The 16,526-nt window shown below is 63.2% G+C and carries 12 protein-coding genes; 6 read left to right on the top strand and 6 right to left on the bottom strand.

The genetic code is table 11. From position 1 onward, the window contains the following. Nucleotides 1-70: 70 nt before the first annotated feature. Entirely contained in the window at nucleotides 71-751 is a 681-nt protein-coding gene (locus GWQ44_RS04610) for a heavy metal response regulator transcription factor (protein WP_253163430.1), read from the top strand. Then, a complete protein-coding gene (locus GWQ44_RS04605; RefSeq protein ID WP_275926718.1) occupies nucleotides 751-2,112 on the top strand; it encodes a heavy metal sensor histidine kinase in 1,362 nt (453 codons plus the stop codon). The genes GWQ44_RS04610 and GWQ44_RS04605 overlap by 1 nt, the downstream gene beginning before the upstream one ends. Before the next feature lie 70 nt (nucleotides 2,113-2,182). On the opposite strand, the gene GWQ44_RS04600 is transcribed toward GWQ44_RS04605, so the two are convergent. The 3 genes from GWQ44_RS04600 to GWQ44_RS04590 all read right to left on the bottom strand — a co-directional run bounded on the left by GWQ44_RS04600 (nucleotide 2,183) and on the right by GWQ44_RS04590 (nucleotide 5,440). Further along, nucleotides 2,183-3,427, bottom strand: a complete 1,245-nt coding sequence (locus GWQ44_RS04600; RefSeq protein WP_275926717.1) for a lipoprotein-releasing ABC transporter permease subunit — start codon at nucleotides 3,425-3,427, stop codon at nucleotides 2,183-2,185. A 71-nt stretch (nucleotides 3,428-3,498) separates the two neighbouring features. Then, complete coding sequence (gene lolD, locus GWQ44_RS04595; RefSeq protein ID WP_015634822.1) at nucleotides 3,499-4,182, bottom strand: lipoprotein-releasing ABC transporter ATP-binding protein LolD; 684 nt, start codon at nucleotides 4,180-4,182, stop codon at nucleotides 3,499-3,501. A gap of 7 nt (nucleotides 4,183-4,189) precedes the next feature. Continuing rightward, a complete protein-coding gene (locus tag GWQ44_RS04590) occupies nucleotides 4,190-5,440 on the bottom strand; it encodes a lipoprotein-releasing ABC transporter permease subunit (RefSeq protein ID WP_016967733.1) in 1,251 nt (416 codons plus the stop codon). Nucleotides 5,441-5,534: 94 nt separating this feature from the next. Between GWQ44_RS04590 and GWQ44_RS04585 the strand changes: the two genes are divergently transcribed. Beyond that, nucleotides 5,535-6,122: a PilZ domain-containing protein gene (locus GWQ44_RS04585; RefSeq protein WP_016967734.1), complete on the top strand. Its 588-nt coding sequence runs from the start codon at nucleotides 5,535-5,537 to the stop codon at nucleotides 6,120-6,122. A gap of 50 nt (nucleotides 6,123-6,172) precedes the next feature. Beyond that, on the top strand, nucleotides 6,173-6,895 hold the full coding sequence (locus GWQ44_RS04580) for a glycerophosphodiester phosphodiesterase family protein (RefSeq protein ID WP_016967735.1): 723 nt from the start codon (nucleotides 6,173-6,175) through the stop codon (nucleotides 6,893-6,895). A 42-nt stretch (nucleotides 6,896-6,937) separates the two neighbouring features. Here the strand turns inward: GWQ44_RS04580 and sthA are convergent, their stop codons facing one another. Next, nucleotides 6,938-8,332: a Si-specific NAD(P)(+) transhydrogenase gene (gene sthA, locus GWQ44_RS04575; protein ID WP_016967736.1), complete on the bottom strand. Its 1,395-nt coding sequence runs from the start codon at nucleotides 8,330-8,332 to the stop codon at nucleotides 6,938-6,940. A gap of 201 nt (nucleotides 8,333-8,533) precedes the next feature. Next, nucleotides 8,534-9,478 carry an FAD:protein FMN transferase gene (locus GWQ44_RS04570; protein ID WP_103739346.1) on the bottom strand — a complete coding sequence of 315 codons (945 nt, stop codon included), beginning with the start codon at nucleotides 9,476-9,478 and terminating at the stop codon, nucleotides 8,534-8,536. A gap of 362 nt (nucleotides 9,479-9,840) precedes the next feature. Here GWQ44_RS04570 and GWQ44_RS04565 point away from each other — a divergent pair, with 362 nt between their 5' ends. Next, a complete protein-coding gene (locus GWQ44_RS04565; protein WP_047303000.1) occupies nucleotides 9,841-11,139 on the top strand; it encodes an MFS transporter in 1,299 nt (432 codons plus the stop codon). A 115-nt stretch (nucleotides 11,140-11,254) separates the two neighbouring features. Here the strand turns inward: GWQ44_RS04565 and GWQ44_RS04560 are convergent, their stop codons facing one another. Continuing rightward, nucleotides 11,255-12,718, bottom strand: coding sequence for a glyceraldehyde-3-phosphate dehydrogenase (locus GWQ44_RS04560; RefSeq protein ID WP_016967095.1), 1,464 nt, complete (start codon nucleotides 12,716-12,718; stop codon nucleotides 11,255-11,257). A gap of 354 nt (nucleotides 12,719-13,072) precedes the next feature. Here GWQ44_RS04560 and mfd point away from each other — a divergent pair, with 354 nt between their 5' ends. Continuing rightward, complete coding sequence (gene mfd / locus GWQ44_RS04555) at nucleotides 13,073-16,522, top strand: transcription-repair coupling factor (protein ID WP_016967096.1); 3,450 nt, start codon at nucleotides 13,073-13,075, stop codon at nucleotides 16,520-16,522. Nucleotides 16,523-16,526 lie beyond the last annotated feature (4 nt).

Genomic DNA, 16,526 nt, shown 5'->3' with positions numbered 1-16,526 from the left:
TTGTCAGTTTGAACCGCCCCGGCCTCCTGCAAGGTATAAAGCCCGGGTCAGGCCCGCCACGAGTCCCACCATGAAACTGCTGATCGTCGAAGACCAAGCCAAAACCGGCCACTACCTGCGCCAAGGCCTGAGCGAAGCCGGCTTCAATGTCGAACTGGTGGCCGACGGCAACACCGGTCAGCAACTGGCCCTGAGCGGCGAATACGCCCTGCTGATTCTCGACGTGATGCTCCCCGGCCGCGATGGCTGGCAAATCCTCCAGGCGGTGCGCAGCGCCGGCCTGGAGATGCCGGTATTGTTCCTCACTGCCCGGGATGCCGTGGAGGATCGGGTCCACGGCCTGGAACTGGGCGCCGACGACTACCTGGTCAAGCCCTTCGCCTTCTCCGAGTTGCTGGCTCGGGTGCGCAGCCTGCTGCGCCGGGGCAGCGCGGTAGCCCAGGAAACCAGCCTGCAACTGGCGGACCTGCGCCTGGACCTGATCCGCCGCCGGGTGGAGCGCAGCGGCCAACGCATCGACCTCACCGCCAAGGAGTTCGCCCTGCTGGAGATGCTGCTGCGGCGCCAGGGCGAAGTGCTGCCCAAATCGCTGATCGCCTCCCAGGTCTGGGACATGAATTTCGACAGCGACACCAACGTCATCGAAGTGGCGATCCGCCGCCTGCGCCTGAAGATCGATGACGATTACCCGAACAAGCTGATCCATACCGTGCGCGGCATGGGCTACGTGCTCGAAGAGCGCCAGGCCTGATGCGCCGCCTGTCCTTGAGCGGGCGCCTGGCGCTGCTGTTCGCCGCGTGCACCGCCGCGGTTTCGCTGGTGGCCGGGGTGCTGTTCAGCCGGGCCAGCGAGGCCCACTTCATCGAACTGGACCAGCAATTGCTGGACAGCAAGCTGATCGCCCTGCGCAGTGTGCTGCAGGATGCCCGGCAGGCCGGGGATTTCCCCCGGCTGCAGGCCCGACTGCACAACGAACTGAGCCGGCAGCCGGACCTGGCACTACGGATCCACGGTGCCGACGGCCAACTCTGGTTCGACAGCGCTCCCAGCCTGCCCGTCGCCCCGACCAACACCCCGGGCCTGCACAGCCTGATTCAGGGCGACACCGCCTACCGAATCTACGAGGTAGCGCTCAGCCCCGGCCGCAGCGACTCACCGCAGCTGACCCTGCTGCTGGACATCACCCACCATCAGCACTTTCTGCAACGCATGCAGCATCTGATCTGGCTGACCGTGGGCCTGTCCGCCCTGGCTACCGCTCTGCTCGGCGCCTGGACCGCCCGCAGCGGCTTGCGCCCGTTGCGTCGCATGAGTGCGGTGGCTGCCGGTGTCTCCGCCAGCTCCCTGACCCAGCGCCTGCCCCAGGAGCACATGCCCGCCGAGCTGGCAGAACTGGCCAGCAGCTTCAACGCCATGCTGGGACGCCTTGAAGAGTCGTTCCAACGCCTCTCGGCGTTTTCCGCCGACATCGCCCACGAACTGCGCACGCCACTGTCGAACCTGCTGACCCACACCCAGGTCACCCTGACCCGCCCGCGACCGCTGGAGGACTACCGCGAAGCCCTGCACAGCAACCTCGAAGAACTGCAGTGGATGGCACAACTGGTCAACGACATGCTGTACCTGGCCAAGGCCGACCATGGCCTGCTCAGCCCCAGGCGCGAAGCGCTGGAGCTGGCCCAGGAGGCCGACATGCTGCTGGAGTTCTATGCGCCGCTGGCCGAAGACGCGCAGATTGAACTGATCCGCGAAGGCCATGCCGGCTTTGCCGGGGACCGCAGCATGCTCCGTCGCGCGCTGTCCAACCTGCTGGACAACGCCTTGCGTTTCACCCCTGCCGGAGGCTCGATCAAGGTGCGGATCAACGACAGCGCGCAACGCGTGAGCCTGAGCATCGAGAACAGTGGCGAAGGCATCGCCCAAGAGGCGCTGCCACGACTGTTCGATCGTTTCTACCGGGCCGACCCGGCGCGGCGCGAAGGCAGCAGCGAACATGCGGGGTTGGGGCTGGCAATCACTCAGTCGATCATTCGCGCCCATGGCGGGCAGATCCGTTGCGAATCGGCGGCGGGCTGGACCCGCTTTGTGATCGAGTTGCCGAAAGGAGATTGAGGATCTGTTCGCCGGCAAGCCGGCTCCTGCACTAACCAGGCAGGAGCCGGCTTGCCGGCGACAGCGAATATCAGGAGTAGCGCAAGGCGTGGGCCGGCTCGACCTTGGACGCGCGCCAGGCCGGATACACAGTGGCCAGGAAGCTCAGAACGAAACCGGCACCGCAGATCAAGGCAACATCGCCGCCCTGCAACTCGGAAGGCAGGTTGCTGACGAAATACACGTCGGAGCTGAAGATCTGCTGGCCGCTGATCCGCTCCAGCCAGCCCACCAGTTCGCTGACGTTCAACGCCGCAACAACCCCCAGCACCCCGCCGATCAGGGTGCCGACAATCCCGATCACCGTGCCCTGGACCATGAAGATCGCCATCACCTGCCGCGGTGTGGCGCCGATGGTACGCAGGATCGCGATGTCCGCGCCCTTGTCGTTCACCACCATGATCAGGGTGGCGATGATGTTGAACGCCGCCACCGCGACGATCATCAGCAACAGCAGGCCGATCATGGTCTTTTCCATCTTCATTGCGCTGAACAGGCTACCCTGGGTGTGGGTCCAGTCGTCGGCGCGGAAGTCCGTCCCCAGGCCCTTGGCGATGTCCGCCGAAACCTGTGGCGCGGCATACAGGTCCTTGACCGCCAGGCGCACGCTCTGTACCTGGTTTGGCTGCCAGTGCTGCATCTCGGCGGCATCGGCCACGTGGATCAGGCCCATGGAACCGTCCAGTTCAGCACCGACCTTGAACACGCCAACCACATTCAGACGCTGCATACGCGGGGTAATGCCTCCGAGCGCGGTGCTCACCTCGGGCACGATCAGGGTCAGTTTGTCGCCGACATTCAAGCGAAAGCGTCGGGCGGTGATCTCGCCGATCACCACACCAAACTCACCCGGTTTCAGGTCCTGAAGGCTGCCCTGGACAATGTGCTGGGTAACGATGGACACCTTGCCTTCCTGGGCCGGGTCGATGCCGCTGATCTGGATCGGCTGCATCGCACCCTTGTAGGACAGCATGCCTTCCATCTCGGTGAAGGGCACCGCCGCGGTGACTTCCGGGTTCTTCAGGGCCGCAGCGGCCACCGGCTGCCAGTCGTCGATGGGCTTGACCCCGACGATGGTGGCGTGGGGCACCATGCCGAGGATCCGCGAGCTCATTTCCCGCTGGAAGCCGTTCATCACCGACAGCACCACGATCATCGCCAGCACGCCCAGGGCGAGGCCGATCATCGAGGTCATGGAGATGAACGAGACAAAGCGATTGCGCCGCTTGGCGCGGGTGTAGCGCGTGCCGATAAAGATCGATAAGGGTCTGAACATGGGCAAGGCACCCTGGAAAAATTAATGACCCGGCGTCGGCGGACCAGCCGCCAACGCCGCGTGCGGCCGCATCAGATGGCGACCAGGTGACCTTCTTGCAGGTGCAGTACGCGGTCCATCTGCCGGGCCAGGTTCATGTCGTGGGTCACCACCAGGAAGGCGGTGCGCATCGACGTGCTGAGCTCCAGCATCAAGTCCTGAATGCCCTGGGCGGTGTGCGAGTCGAGGTTGCCGGTAGGCTCGTCGAGCATCACCAACCCCGGCTTGTTTACCAGGGCCCGGGCAATCGCCACCCGCTGGCGTTCGCCGCCGGACAGCTCGGCCGGCTTGTGCTCCAGGCGATGGCCAAGGCCGACCCGCTCCAGCAGCGCGGTAGCACGCTGACGAGCTTCCGGGATCGGGGTACGGCCGATCAGCAGCGGCATGCAGACGTTCTCCAGCGCGGTGAACTCCGGCAGCAGGTGGTGGAACTGGTAGACAAAGCCCAGGGCGCGGTTGCGCAACTGGCCACGGGCCTTCTCGCCCAGCGCCGAGAGTTCCTCGCCGGCCAGCCAGACGCTGCCCTTGGACGGCGTATCCAGGCCGCCGAGCAAGTTGAGCAAGGTACTTTTGCCAGAGCCGGAAGTACCGACGATGGCCACTCGTTCCCCCGGGTGCAGCTCCAGCTGCAGGCCGGACAGAACCACCACCGATTCCGGGCCTTCCTCGTAGGACTTGCCCAGGTCACGGCAGCTCAGGATTGCTTTTTCACTCATGCCCAACTCACTCATAACGTAGCGCCTCCGCAGGCTGGGTGCGCGCCGCACGCCAGGCTGGATACAGGGTGGCGAGGAAACTCAGGACCAATGCCGCGCCGCAGACCATCAACACGTCCTCGGCCATCAGTTGCGACGGCAGGTAGTCGATGAAATACACGTCGGCATTCAGGAATTTATGGCCGATCAGGCCTTCGAGGGCGGAGATCGCGGCACTGACATTCAAGGCTGCGAGCATCCCCAGCACCGCGCCGATCAGGGTGCCGACCACGCCGATCACCGTGCCCTGGACCATGAAGATCGCCATGATGGTGCCCGGTGTGGCACCCAGGGTACGGAGGATGGCGATGTCGCCCTTCTTGTCGTTAACCACCATCACCAGGGTCGAGATGATGTTGAACGCAGCCACCGCGACGATCAGCAGCAACAGCAGGCCGATCATGGCTTTTTCCATGCGGATGGCCTGGTACAGGTTGCCGTGGGTACGGGTCCAGTCGCGGGCATAGAAATGGTTCTCGCCCAACTGCTGGGCAATTTCCCAAGCGGTGCGCGGGGCCTGGAACAGGTCGTCGAACTTCAGCCGCAGGCCCTGGACCTGATCCGGCTTCCAGCGGTGCAGGCGGCCCAGGTCTTCCAGGTTGGTCAGGCCCAGGTAGCCGTCGATCTCGCCGGCGCCGACATGGAAGATGCCCACCACGGTAAAGCGCTTCATGCGCGGGAACATGCCGGCCGGGGTCACCGTGACTTCCGGCGCGACGAAGGTCAGCTTGTCGCCAAGGCCAACGCCCAGCTTGGCAGCCGCCTTGTCGCCGATGACGATGCCGAAACTGCCGGGCGCCAGCGCGTCCAACTGCCCCTGCTGCATGAAGTGGTCGATGATCGACACCTGCCGCTCCTGCGCAGGATCGATGGCATTGAGCAGCACCTTCTGCACCTGGCCGTTGTTGGTCAGCAGGCCCTGCATCTGGGTGAACGGTGCCACCGCCAGGACTTTCGGATTCTGCTTGACCTTGTCGGCCAGGCTTTGCCAGTCGCTGATGGGCTCGCCGGATTCGATGGTGGCGTGGGGCACCATGCCCAGCACGCGGGTGCGCATCTCATGATCGAAGCCATTCATCACCGACAGCACCACGATCATCACGATCACGCCGAGGGCGAGTCCGATCATCGAGGTCAGGGAAATGAATGACACAAAATGATTGCGACGCTTTGCACGGGTATAACGCGTGCCGATAAAAGCAAACAGAGGTCTGAACATGTCGGGGCTTGTGCAGAGGAAAAGAAGACGTCCTTGTGGCGGGGCCTGGTAAGCAGCTTTACACTCAGACCACTGCCTCTACCTTGGGTTCGCCATGTCGACATTAGATGAAGAAGATCGCCGCGAATACTACCGTATCGAGGACGCGATCGCACTGGAAATTAGCCCCTTGTCCGCCCACGACGCGGCGAGCAAGGAAGTGTTGCAGGATGAGTCTCCGCTGTTCAATCTGCTCAGCGAACTGCACCTGAGCGAATTCGAATCCCAGCACCTGCTGCGCCAGGTCAGCGAACGGGATCGCACCCTGGCCAGTTACCTCAAGGCCATGAACAAGCGCATTGATCTGCTCAGCCAAGTGGTGGCGCAGACCGTATTCGGCAAGTTCGGCGAACCGCAGCGGGTGATCCTTTCCGAAGGCGGCATCGAGTTCAACCATCACCTGAGCTACGCCAAGGGCAGCCATCTGGCGGTGAAACTGCTGCTGATGCCCCAGGCCCTGGGTCTGCTGCTGCGGGCCAAGGTCATTCACTGCGAGCCACAAAGCTTCGGCACCTTCGAAATCGGCACCGAGTTCGAAGCATTGACCGACGCCCAGCGCCAGTTGCTGGCACGCTACATCCTGCAGAAACAGGCGCAACAACGCCGCCTGGCCCGGGAGCAGAGCGACCCCGCCGCCGGCTGAGCAATACGCCACCCCACTTCTTGTGCAACAACATCCGTGAAGGAGCAATTGTGACCCTGATCTATGGCCATCGCGGCGCTAAAGGCGAAGCACCGGAAAACACCCTGACCAGCTTTCAGGAATGTCTCAAGCACGGCGTGCGCCGTTGCGAGCTCGACCTGCACCTGTCCATGGACGGCGAGTTGATGGTGATTCACGACCCGACCCTCAAGCGCACCACCGATCGGCGCGGCAAGGTGGTGGAGCATTCCGCCGCCGAACTGGTGACCTACGACGCACGCAAGGGTGGCCCGGGCTGGGTCAGCCCCTGCCCTATTCCGCGCCTGGAAGAACTGTTCGAGAAATGCGACTTCGAGCACTGGCAGCTGGAAGTCAAGAGCGCCTCACGCACCCGCGCCGCCACCACGGTGCTGGCAATCCGGGAAATGGCCCAGCGCTTCGGCCTGCTGGACAAGGTCACCGTGACCTCAAGCTCGCGGGAAGTGCTGAAAGCGGCAGTCGAGCTGACCCCGGACCTGTCTCGCGGACTGGTCGCCGAATACGCCTGGCTCGACCCGTTGAAGGTCGCCCAGAGCTACGGCTGCGAGATTCTTGCGCTGAACTGGACCCTGTGCACCCCGGAGCGTCTGCAGCGTGCACAGCGTCAGGGTTTGCATGTGTCGGTGTGGACGGTCAACGAGCCCGCGCTGATGCGCAGGCTCGCCGACTTCGGCGTAGATAGCCTGATTACAGACTTTCCCGGTTTGGCCAGCGCCACTCTCGAGAATTACTGAAATCGGTCTCCCCGGCCGGCTCAGGCCACCGGCCGGAGCCGCTCAAAAAAGCCGGTTGAGGCCATCGTATGCCGCTACCCGATAGGCTTCGGCCATGGTCGGGTAGTTGAAGGTGGTGTTGACGAAGTACTTCAGGGTGTTGTGCTCGCCCGGCTGGCTCATGATCGCCTGACCAATGTGCACGATTTCCGAAGCCTGGTAGCCGAAGCAGTGCACGCCGAGAACTTCCAGGGTTTCGCGGTGGAACAGGATCTTCAACATGCCTTGCGGCTCACCGGCGATCTGCGCGCGGGCCATGCCCTTGAAGAACGCCTTGCCCACTTCATAAGGCACCTTGGCCTGGGTCAGCTCCTGCTCGTTCTTGCCGATCGAACTGATCTCGGGAATGGTGTAGATCCCGGTCGGTACATCGTTGACGAAGCGCCAGCTACCGTTGTCGACGATGCTGCCGGCAGCGGAGCGACCCTGGTCATGGGCGGCACTGGCCAGGCTTGGCCAACCGATCACGTCACCGGCGCCGTAGATGTTCGGCACGCAGGTGCGGTAGTTCTCGTCGACTTCGATCTGGCCGCGGCTGTTGACCTTGACCCCGATGTTCTCCATGCCCAGCTTGTCGGTGTTGCCGGTGCGGCCGTTGCACCAGAGCAAGGCGTCGGCCTTGATCTTCTTGCCGGATTTCAGGTGCAGGATCACCCCGTTGTCGACACCCTCAACGCGGTCGTATTCCTCGTTGTGGCGCACGGTGATGTTGTTGTTGCTGAAGTGGTAGCTCAGGGCCTGGGAGATTTCCGAGTCCAGGAAGCTCAGCAACTGGCCACGGTTGTCCACCAGCTCCACCAGCACCCCAAGACCACTGAAGATCGAGGCGTATTCGCAACCGATGACCCCGGCGCCGTAAACGATGAGTTTGCGCGGGGTGTGGCCGAGGCTGAGGATGGTGTCGCTATCGTAGATACGCGGGTGGCTGAAATCGATGTCCGCCGGGCGATACGGGCGCGAACCAGTGGCGATGATGATGTGCTTGGCTACCAGCTTTTCCACCACGCCGTTGGCGCAGACCACTTCCACGGTCTGCTCGTCGGCGAAGCTGCCAGTGCCGAAGAACACGTCGACCCGGTTGCGGGCGTAGTAGCCGGTGCGCGAAGCCACCTGCTTGGAAATGACCTTCTCGGCGCTCTTGAGCACGTCCGGGAACGAGAACCAGCGCGGCTCGCCAATGGCCCGGAACATCGGGTTGGTGTTGAACTGCATGATCTGCCGGACCGAGTGACGCAGGGCCTTGGACGGAATGGTACCCAGGTGGGTGCAGTTGCCGCCGACCTGGCGACGGCTATCGACCATCGCCACTTTGCGTCCTGCTTTCGCGGCGTTCATCGCCGCACCTTCTCCAGCGGGGCCTGAGCCCAGCACCACTACGTCGTAGTTGTAGACAGCCATGCGTACTCCTCAGAACAGGCCGAGATGCCCTTCTGGCATCTCCGGCTAAATCATGCCGCGGCCAGCGGCATGAAGGATCAATTTGGCTCGGTTACGAACCCGGGCACAGTCTATAGAAGCGTCAACGCCGCGCACATTAACCCTTGGTCGCGTCGTAGGCTACTTTTGCCTGCACTACAGCGTTCGTGACAGCGCGCCGGTTTATTGTTTTACCCCCGCCGACAACGCATCGAAGGCCGGGTTGCTGCGTGTGACGAAGCCTGTATCGGCACGCATCACAAAAAATGCGGCGATCCGGTGTTTTTCCGCGTACTCCCAGCCGGCCTCGGGGCCGAGAATCAGCAACAACGTCGACAGGCCATCGGCCATGAGCGCCGAAGGATGAATCACCGTCACCGACGCCAGCTTGTGGCTTATGGGCCTGCCGGTCCGTGCATCGAAGGTATGGGAGTAGCGCCGCCCATCCTGCTCGAAGTAGTTACGGTAGTCGCCGGACGTGGATACGCCATAGCCATCCAGCGCTATCACTCGCTGGGCCACTTGCTGGTCATCCCGAGGCTCTTCCAGGGCGATGCGCCAAGGTGAGCCGTCCGCCTTGCGCCCCACCGCCTTGAGTTCGCCGGTGGCCTCGGCCAGGAAACTGTCGACACCCAACTGCCCGAGCCGGGCAGCGATACGATCCACCGCATAACCGGCGGCAATGCTGTTGAAATCCACCTCCACCGCCGCGTCCTTGCACAGCTGCCCGGCCTCGATACGCAGGTGCCCATGCCCGACCCGCTGCCGCACCTGCGCCAGCGCTGCCGCGCTTGGCACCTTCTCTTCGCGCCCCTGGGGACCAAAGCCCCAGAGATTGAGCAGCGGCTCCACCGTCAGATCAAAGGCGCCCTCACTGTCAGCAGCCAACTGCTCCCCCACACGCACCAACTGCAGTACCGGTTCAGGCATCGGCTGACAGCTATTGGCCGGCAATTCGTTGAAGCGCTCGATATCCGAGTCAGCGCGATAGGTGGACATCTGCCGATCGACCTCGGCAAGAATCCCCTCGACTTCGCTCTTGACCCGAGACGCCGCCGGGCCATCAGCGTGCCGCACGTACTGCACCGAATAGGTACTGCCCATGGTCGGCCCGGAAATACTTTCCATGCGCTCGCCGCCACAACCCGCCAGCAGCAGTGCCGCCGCCCATAACACGGGACCCGGCCAGAAATGACTTGCCCACACAGTCCGCTCTCCCAATCAAGTGCCCCGCAAGGCCACTTCGCTATGCAAAACGCCATTATGTGACAGACGGCACCGGCCCACGCACCCGGAACCTTGTCTCACTCACGGCCGGAGCCCCTTTCCAGAGCCCACGCAGCCCAACCAAGAGATTTAGTTGCCTGATAGCGCTCATACACATATCGTTACAAAACTGTTCAGCGTGCAGCCTCAAAACCCCGGCTTTGCAGTAAGGGACGCATAACGACCAGGGATTGCTAACAAGACAGCCAAAGTGAGTGAAAAAAATGTCCACGACCACGGGCAAAGGCAAGGCGATCTTTCGCGTTGTCAGCGGCAACTTCCTCGAGATGTTCGACTTCATGGTCTACGGCTTCTACGCCACGGCAATCGCCAAGACCTTCTTCCCTGCCGACAGTGCCTTCGCCTCGCTGATGCTGTCCCTGGCGACCTTCGGTGCCGGCTTCCTGATGCGCCCCCTGGGGGCGATCTTCCTCGGCGCCTACATTGACCGCCACGGTCGTCGCCAGGGGCTGATCATCACCCTGGCACTGATGGCCGCGGGCACGGTGCTGATCGCCTGCGTACCAGGCTACGCCACCCTCGGTGTTGCCGCGCCCTTGCTGGTGCTGCTGGGCCGGCTGCTGCAAGGCTTCTCCGCCGGCGTCGAGCTGGGTGGCGTGTCGGTGTACCTGGCCGAAATCTCCACGCCGGGCCGCAAGGGCTTTTTCGTCAGCTGGCAGTCGGCCAGCCAACAGGCCGCGGTGGTGTTCGCCGGCTTGCTGGGCGTGGGCCTGAACCACTGGCTGAGCCCCGAGCAAATGGGCGACTGGGGCTGGCGCGTGCCGTTCCTGGTGGGCTGCATGATTGTTCCGGCGATCTTCATCATCCGCCGCTCCCTGGAGGAAACCCCGGAATTCCAGGCCCGCAAGCATCGCCCTTCGCTGCAGGAAATCGTCCGCTCCATCGGTCAGAACTTCGGCATCGTCATCGCTGGCATGGCGCTGGTGGTCATGACCACCGTGTCCTTCTACCTGATCACCGCCTACACCCCGACCTTCGGCAAGGCCGAACTGCACCTGTCGGACTTCGACGCCCTGCTGGTGACCGTGTGCATCGGCCTGTCGAACTTCTTCTGGCTGCCGGTGATGGGTTCGCTGTCGGACAAGATCGGCCGCAAGCCGCTGCTGCTGGGCGCCACCCTCCTGGCGATCTTCACCGCCTACCCAGCGCTGTCCTGGCTGGTGGCCAACCCCAGCTTCAGTCACCTGCTGATCGTCGAATTGTGGCTGTCCTTCCTCTATGGCTCGTATAACGGCGCCATGGTGGTGGCCCTGACCGAAATCATGCCGGTGGAAGTACGCACCACGGGCTTCTCCCTGGCGTACAGCCTGGCGACCGCCACCTTCGGTGGCTTCACCCCGGCGGCCTGTACCTACCTGATCCACGTCCTGGGCAACCAGGCGGCCCCGGGTATCTGGCTCAGTGGCGCGGCGGTGCTGGGGCTGATCGCCACCCTGGTGCTGTTCCGCGGCAATCGCCATGAACTGCGTACCGCGCAAGCGGCAACAGCGCGCGGCGCCTGAGACCAAAGCTTCGCTGGCAAGCCAGCTACTACGGCTTGCGCCAGCTTAGCTGGCCGGCGCAAGCCACAAACAAAAACGCCCCGACGAGTCGGGGCGTTTTCATTTCAGCAGTCGCTTAGCGTGGGAACGCTGGCGGGTTGACCCCGGCCATGTCTTCCATCACGCGCACCACCTGGCAGCTGTAGCCGAACTCGTTGTCGTACCAGACGTACAGAACAACGCGGTTGTCCTGGACGATGGTCGCCTCAGCGTCGACCACACCGGCGTGACGCGAGCCGACGAAGTCGGTGGACACCACTTCCTGCGAGTTGACGAAGTCGATCTGCTTGTGCAGATCGGAGTGCAGCGCCATGTAGCGCAGGTACTCGTTCATCTCTTCACGGGTGGCGGCTTTCTCAAGGTTCAGGTTGAGAATGGCCATCGACACGTTTGGCGTCGGAACGCGGATCGCGTTGCCGGTCAGCTTGCCGGCCAGCTCAGGCAGGGCCTTGGCAGCAGCAGTGGCAGCACCGGTTTCGGTGATGACCATGTTCAACGCGGCGCTACGGCCACGGCGATCGCCCTTGTGGAAGTTGTCGATCAGGTTCTGGTCGTTGGTGTACGAGTGAACGGTTTCAACGTGACCGTTGATGATGCCGAACTTGTCATTCACAGCCTTGAGCACCGGCACGATGGCGTTGGTGGTGCAGGACGCGGCGGACACGATCTTGTCTTCAGCGGTGATTTCGTTGTGGTTGATACCGTGAACGATGTTCTTCAGCTTGCCCTTGCCAGGCGCGGTCAGCACCACGCGGTCGATACCCGGGCAGGCCAGGTGCTGGCCCAGGCCGTCGGCGTCACGCCATACACCGGTGTTGTCCACCAGCAGCGCGTTCTTGATCCCGTACTGGGTGTAGTCCACCTCGGTCGGGTTCTTCGCGTAGATCACCTGGATCAGGTTGCCGTTGGCGGTGATGGTGTTGTTTTCTTCGTCGATGGTGATAGTGCCGTTGAACGAACCGTGCACCGAGTCGCGACGCAGCAGGCTGGCGCGCTTGGTCAGGTCGTTTTCGGCGCCCTTGCGCACCACAATGGCTCGCAGGCGCAGGCCGTCGCCGCCACCGGTTTTCTCGATCAGGATGCGCGCCAGCAGACGGCCGATACGACCGAAGCCGTACAGCACAACGTCAGTGCCTTTGCGGGCCGAAGCGTTTTGCTGGCCAACCACGTCAGCCATTTCTTCACGCACGAACTGCTCGGCGCTGCGGCCGTTGCCTTCGTTGCGGAATTTGAACGCCAACTTGCCCAGGTCTACCGAAGCCGCGCCGAGCTTGAGCTCGCTCATGGCCTTGAGCAGTGGGAATGTTTCGTGGACGGAGAGTTCGCTGTCGTCGGAGGAGCGATGGCGAGCAAAGCGATGAGCCTTGAGAATCGCGATGACAGACTGGTTGATCAGGCTGCGGCCATAGATCGAGCTCACCACATTGTTATTGCGGTAGAGCTGACCGATAAGCGGAATCATCGCTTCTGCGAGTGCTTCACGGTCGATCCATTCACCAAGACACTGGTCGGGCTTCTGAGTCACGGGAACCTTCCACATGTAGGGGCAGAAAAAAGGGGCTACATTATGCCGCCCCGCTCCTGTCGTAGCAATGCGCGCCTGTCGTGCGGAACGTAACAAAAAGCCCTTGCAAAAAAACACCACTGTGCTGGAGCCCAGTAAAACCGCGGCCTCCAGCAGCGTCAATTTTTTGGACGGCACACCAGCCTGTCTGTAACCCTCCGTAACACCAGCCGGATTCGGCACTACATTTCCGCTCAAAAAGCACATTTTGTTGTCATAGCCACTACATTTGCCCTGACCGGCGTAATAGACGCATCAGCCACTGACAGTGGCCACCCGGGGCCGTTACAATTACCGACTTTCGTCGCAACGCTTGGAGCTTGACCGTCCGTGCCCGTCCTGCGTCTACCGCTACTCCCCGCCGCCGCCGGTAAACAGCATTGGGGCAACCTGCCCGGTGCCGCCCTGAGCCTGGCCATCGCCGAAGCCGCCAGCGCCGCCAAGCGCTTTACCCTGTTGCTGACTGCCGACAGCCAAAGCGCTGACCGGCTGGAGCAGGAGCTGAGCTTCTTCGCCCCGGACCTGCCGGTGCTGCATTTTCCCGATTGGGAAACCCTGCCCTACGACCTGTTCTCGCCGCACCAGGACATCATTTCCCAGCGCATCGCCAGCCTCTACCGGCTGCCGGAACTGGAGCACGGCGTGCTGGTGGTACCGATCACCACCGCCCTGCACCGCCTGGCGCCGACCCAGTTCCTGCTGGGCAGCAGCCTGGTGCTGGATGTCGGCCAGAAGCTCGATGTGGAACAGATGCGCACGCGCCTGGAGGCCAGCGGCTACCGCTATGTCGACACGGTTTACGAGCACGGCGAATTCACCGTGCGCGGCGCGCTGATCGATCTGTTCCCCATGGGCAGCAAGCTGCCCTATCGGATCGACCTGTTCGACGACGAAATCGAAACCCTGCGCACCTTCGATCCGGAGAACCAGCGCTCCATCGACAAGGTCGACTCGGTACGCCTGCTGCCGGCGAAGGAGTTCCCCCTACAGAAAGAAGCGGTGACCCGCTTCAAGGCGCGCTTTCGCGAACGCTTCGACGTGGACTTCCGCCGCTGCCCGATCTTCCAGGACCTGAGCAGCGGGATTACCCCGGCCGGTATCGAGTACTACCTGCCGCTGTTCTTCGAAGAAACCTCGACCCTGTTCGACTACCTGCCCCAGGACACCCAGGTGTTCTCCCTGCCGGGCATCGAACAGGCCGCGGAAAACTTCTGGAACGACGTGCGCAACCGCTATGAAGAGCGCCGCGTCGACCCCTCGCGACCGCTGCTACCGCCGGCGGAGCTGTTCCTGCCGGTGGAAGATTGCTTCGCCCGCCTGAAAAACTGGCCACGGGTGGTGGCCAGCCAGCAGGACATCGAAACCGGCGTCGGCCGCGAGCGTTTCCCGGCCCACGAATTGCCCAACCTGGCCATCGAGGCCAAGGCCAACCAGCCGCTGGCGGCGCTCTCGGGCTTCCTCGACGAGTTCCCCGGCCGGGTGCTGTTCACCGCCGAATCCGCCGGCCGCCGGGAAGTGCTGCTGGAGCTGCTGGAACGCCTCAAGCTGCGACCGAAGACCGTCGACAGCTGGCCGGACTTCGTCGCCAGCAAGGAGCGCCTGGCGATCACCATCGCGCCCCTGGACGAAGGCCTGGTGCTGGACGATCCGGCCCTGGCCCTGGTGGCCGAAAGCCCGCTGTTCGGCCAACGAGTAATGCAGCGCCGGCGCCGGGAAAAACGCGCCGACGCCAACAACGATGCGGTGATCAAGAACCTCACCGAGCTGCGCGAAGGCGCGCCGGTGGTGCACATCGACCACGGTGTCGGCCGCTACCTGGGTCTGGCGACCCTGGAAATCGACAACCAGGCCGCCGAGTTCCTGACCCTGGAATACGCCGAGGGCGCCAAGCTCTATGTACCCGTGGCCAACCTGCACCTGATCGCCCGCTACACCGGCAGCGACGACGCCCTGGCGCCGTTGCACCGCCTGGGCTCGGAAGCCTGGCAGAAGGCCAAGCGCAAGGCCGCCGAGCAAGTGCGCGATGTGGCCGCCGAGCTGCTGGACATCTATGCCCGGCGCGCCGCCCGCGAAGGTTACGCCTTCGCCGATCCGAAGGCCGACTACGCCACCTTCAGCGCCGGCTTTCCGTTCGAGGAAACCCCGGACCAGCAGAGCACCATCGAAGCGGTGCGCGAGGACATGCTCTCGGGCAAGCCGATGGACCGCCTGGTGTGCGGCGACGTCGGTTTCGGCAAGACCGAAGTGGCCATGCGCGCCGCTTTCATTGCGGTGCACGGCGGCAAGCAGGTGGCGATCCTGGTGCCCACCACCCTGCTCGCCCAACAGCACTACAACAGCTTCCGCGACCGCTTCGCCGACTGGCCGGTAACCGTGGAAGTGATGAGCCGCTTCAAGTCGGCCAAGGAAGTGAACGCCGCAGTGGCCGACCTGGCCGAAGGCAAGATCGACATCGTCATCGGCACCCACAAGCTGTTGCAGGACGATGTGAAGATCAAGAACCTGGGGCTGGTGATCATCGACGAAGAACACCGCTTCGGGGTGCGCCAGAAAGAACAGCTCAAGGCGCTACGCAGCGAAGTCGACATCCTCACCCTGACCGCCACGCCGATCCCGCGGACCCTGAACATGGCGGTCTCGGGCATGCGCGACCTGTCGATCATCGCCACCCCGCCGGCCCGTCGCCTGTCGGTGCGGACCTTCGTCATGGAGCAGAACAAGAGCACGGTCAAAGAGGCCCTGCTGCGCGAACTGCTGCGTGGCGGCCAGGTGTACTACCTGCACAACGACGTGAAGACCATCGAGAAATGCGCCGCCGAGCTGGCCGAACTGGTGCCCGAGGCCCGGATCGGCATCGGCCACGGGCAGATGCGCGAACGCGAACTCGAACAGGTGATGAGCGACTTCTACCACAAGCGCTTCAACGTGCTGATCGCCTCGACCATCATCGAGACCGGGATCGACGTGCCCAGCGCCAACACCATCATCATCGAGCGCGCCGACAAGTTCGGCCTGGCCCAACTGCACCAGTTGCGCGGCCGGGTCGGACGCAGTCACCACCAGGCCTACGCCTATCTGTTGACGCCACCGCGCCAGCAGATCACCCCGGACGCGGAAAAGCGCCTGGAAGCCATCGCCAATACCCAGGACCTGGGAGCCGGCTTCGTCCTGGCCACCAACGACCTGGAGATCCGTGGCGCCGGCGAACTGCTGGGCGACGGCCAGAGCGGGCAGATCCAGGCCGTGGGCTTCACCCTCTATATGGAGATGCTCGAGCGCGCCGTGAAAGCCATCCGCAAGGGCGAACAACCGAACCTCGACCAGCCCCTGGGCGGCGGCCCGGAAATCAACCTGCGCCTGCCGGCGCTGATTCCCGAGGACTACCTGCCGGATGTGCACGCGCGCCTGATCCTCTACAAGCGCATTGCCTCGGCCACCGACGAGGACGGCCTGAAGGACCTGCAGGTGGAGATGATCGACCGCTTCGGCCTGCTGCCCGAGCCGACCAAGAACCTGATCCGCCTGACCCTGCTCAAACTCCAGGCCGAAACCCTGGGGATCAAGAAGGTCGACGGCGGCCCGCAAGGCGGGCGCATCGAGTTCGCGGCGGACACTCCGGTGGACCCATTGGCGCTGATCAAACTGATTCAGAGCCAGCCCAAACGCTACAAATTCGAAGGCGCAACCCTGTTCAAGTTCATGGTGCCGATGGAGCGCCCGGAAGAGCGCTTTAATACATTGGAGGCACTGTTTGAACGCCTCACCCCGAAAACTGCTTGAAGGA

Origin of the sequence: Pseudomonas sp. 3MA1, from assembly GCF_029237275.1 — a bacterium.
GTDB lineage: Bacteria > Pseudomonadota > Gammaproteobacteria > Pseudomonadales > Pseudomonadaceae > Aquipseudomonas > Aquipseudomonas fluorescens_AP.
This window is presented reverse-complemented; position numbering and strand designations above follow the sequence as displayed.

Coding starts and splice junctions, on each gene's coding strand:
- GWQ44_RS04610 (WP_253163430.1), top strand. CDS start 71: ATGAAACTGCTGATCGTCGAAGACCAAGCCAAAACCGGCCACTACCTG.
- GWQ44_RS04605 (WP_275926718.1), top strand. CDS start 751: ATGCGCCGCCTGTCCTTGAGCGGGCGCCTGGCGCTGCTGTTCGCCGCG.
- GWQ44_RS04600 (WP_275926717.1), bottom strand. CDS start 3,427: ATGTTCAGACCCTTATCGATCTTTATCGGCACGCGCTACACCCGCGCC.
- lolD (WP_015634822.1), bottom strand. CDS start 4,182: ATGAGTGAAAAAGCAATCCTGAGCTGCCGTGACCTGGGCAAGTCCTAC.
- GWQ44_RS04590 (WP_016967733.1), bottom strand. CDS start 5,440: ATGTTCAGACCTCTGTTTGCTTTTATCGGCACGCGTTATACCCGTGCA.
- GWQ44_RS04585 (WP_016967734.1), top strand. CDS start 5,535: ATGTCGACATTAGATGAAGAAGATCGCCGCGAATACTACCGTATCGAG.
- sthA (WP_016967736.1), bottom strand. CDS start 8,332: ATGGCTGTCTACAACTACGACGTAGTGGTGCTGGGCTCAGGCCCCGCT.
- GWQ44_RS04570 (WP_103739346.1), bottom strand. CDS start 9,478: ATGGAAAGTATTTCCGGGCCGACCATGGGCAGTACCTATTCGGTGCAG.
- GWQ44_RS04565 (WP_047303000.1), top strand. CDS start 9,841: ATGTCCACGACCACGGGCAAAGGCAAGGCGATCTTTCGCGTTGTCAGC.
- GWQ44_RS04560 (WP_016967095.1), bottom strand. CDS start 12,718: ATGTGGAAGGTTCCCGTGACTCAGAAGCCCGACCAGTGTCTTGGTGAA.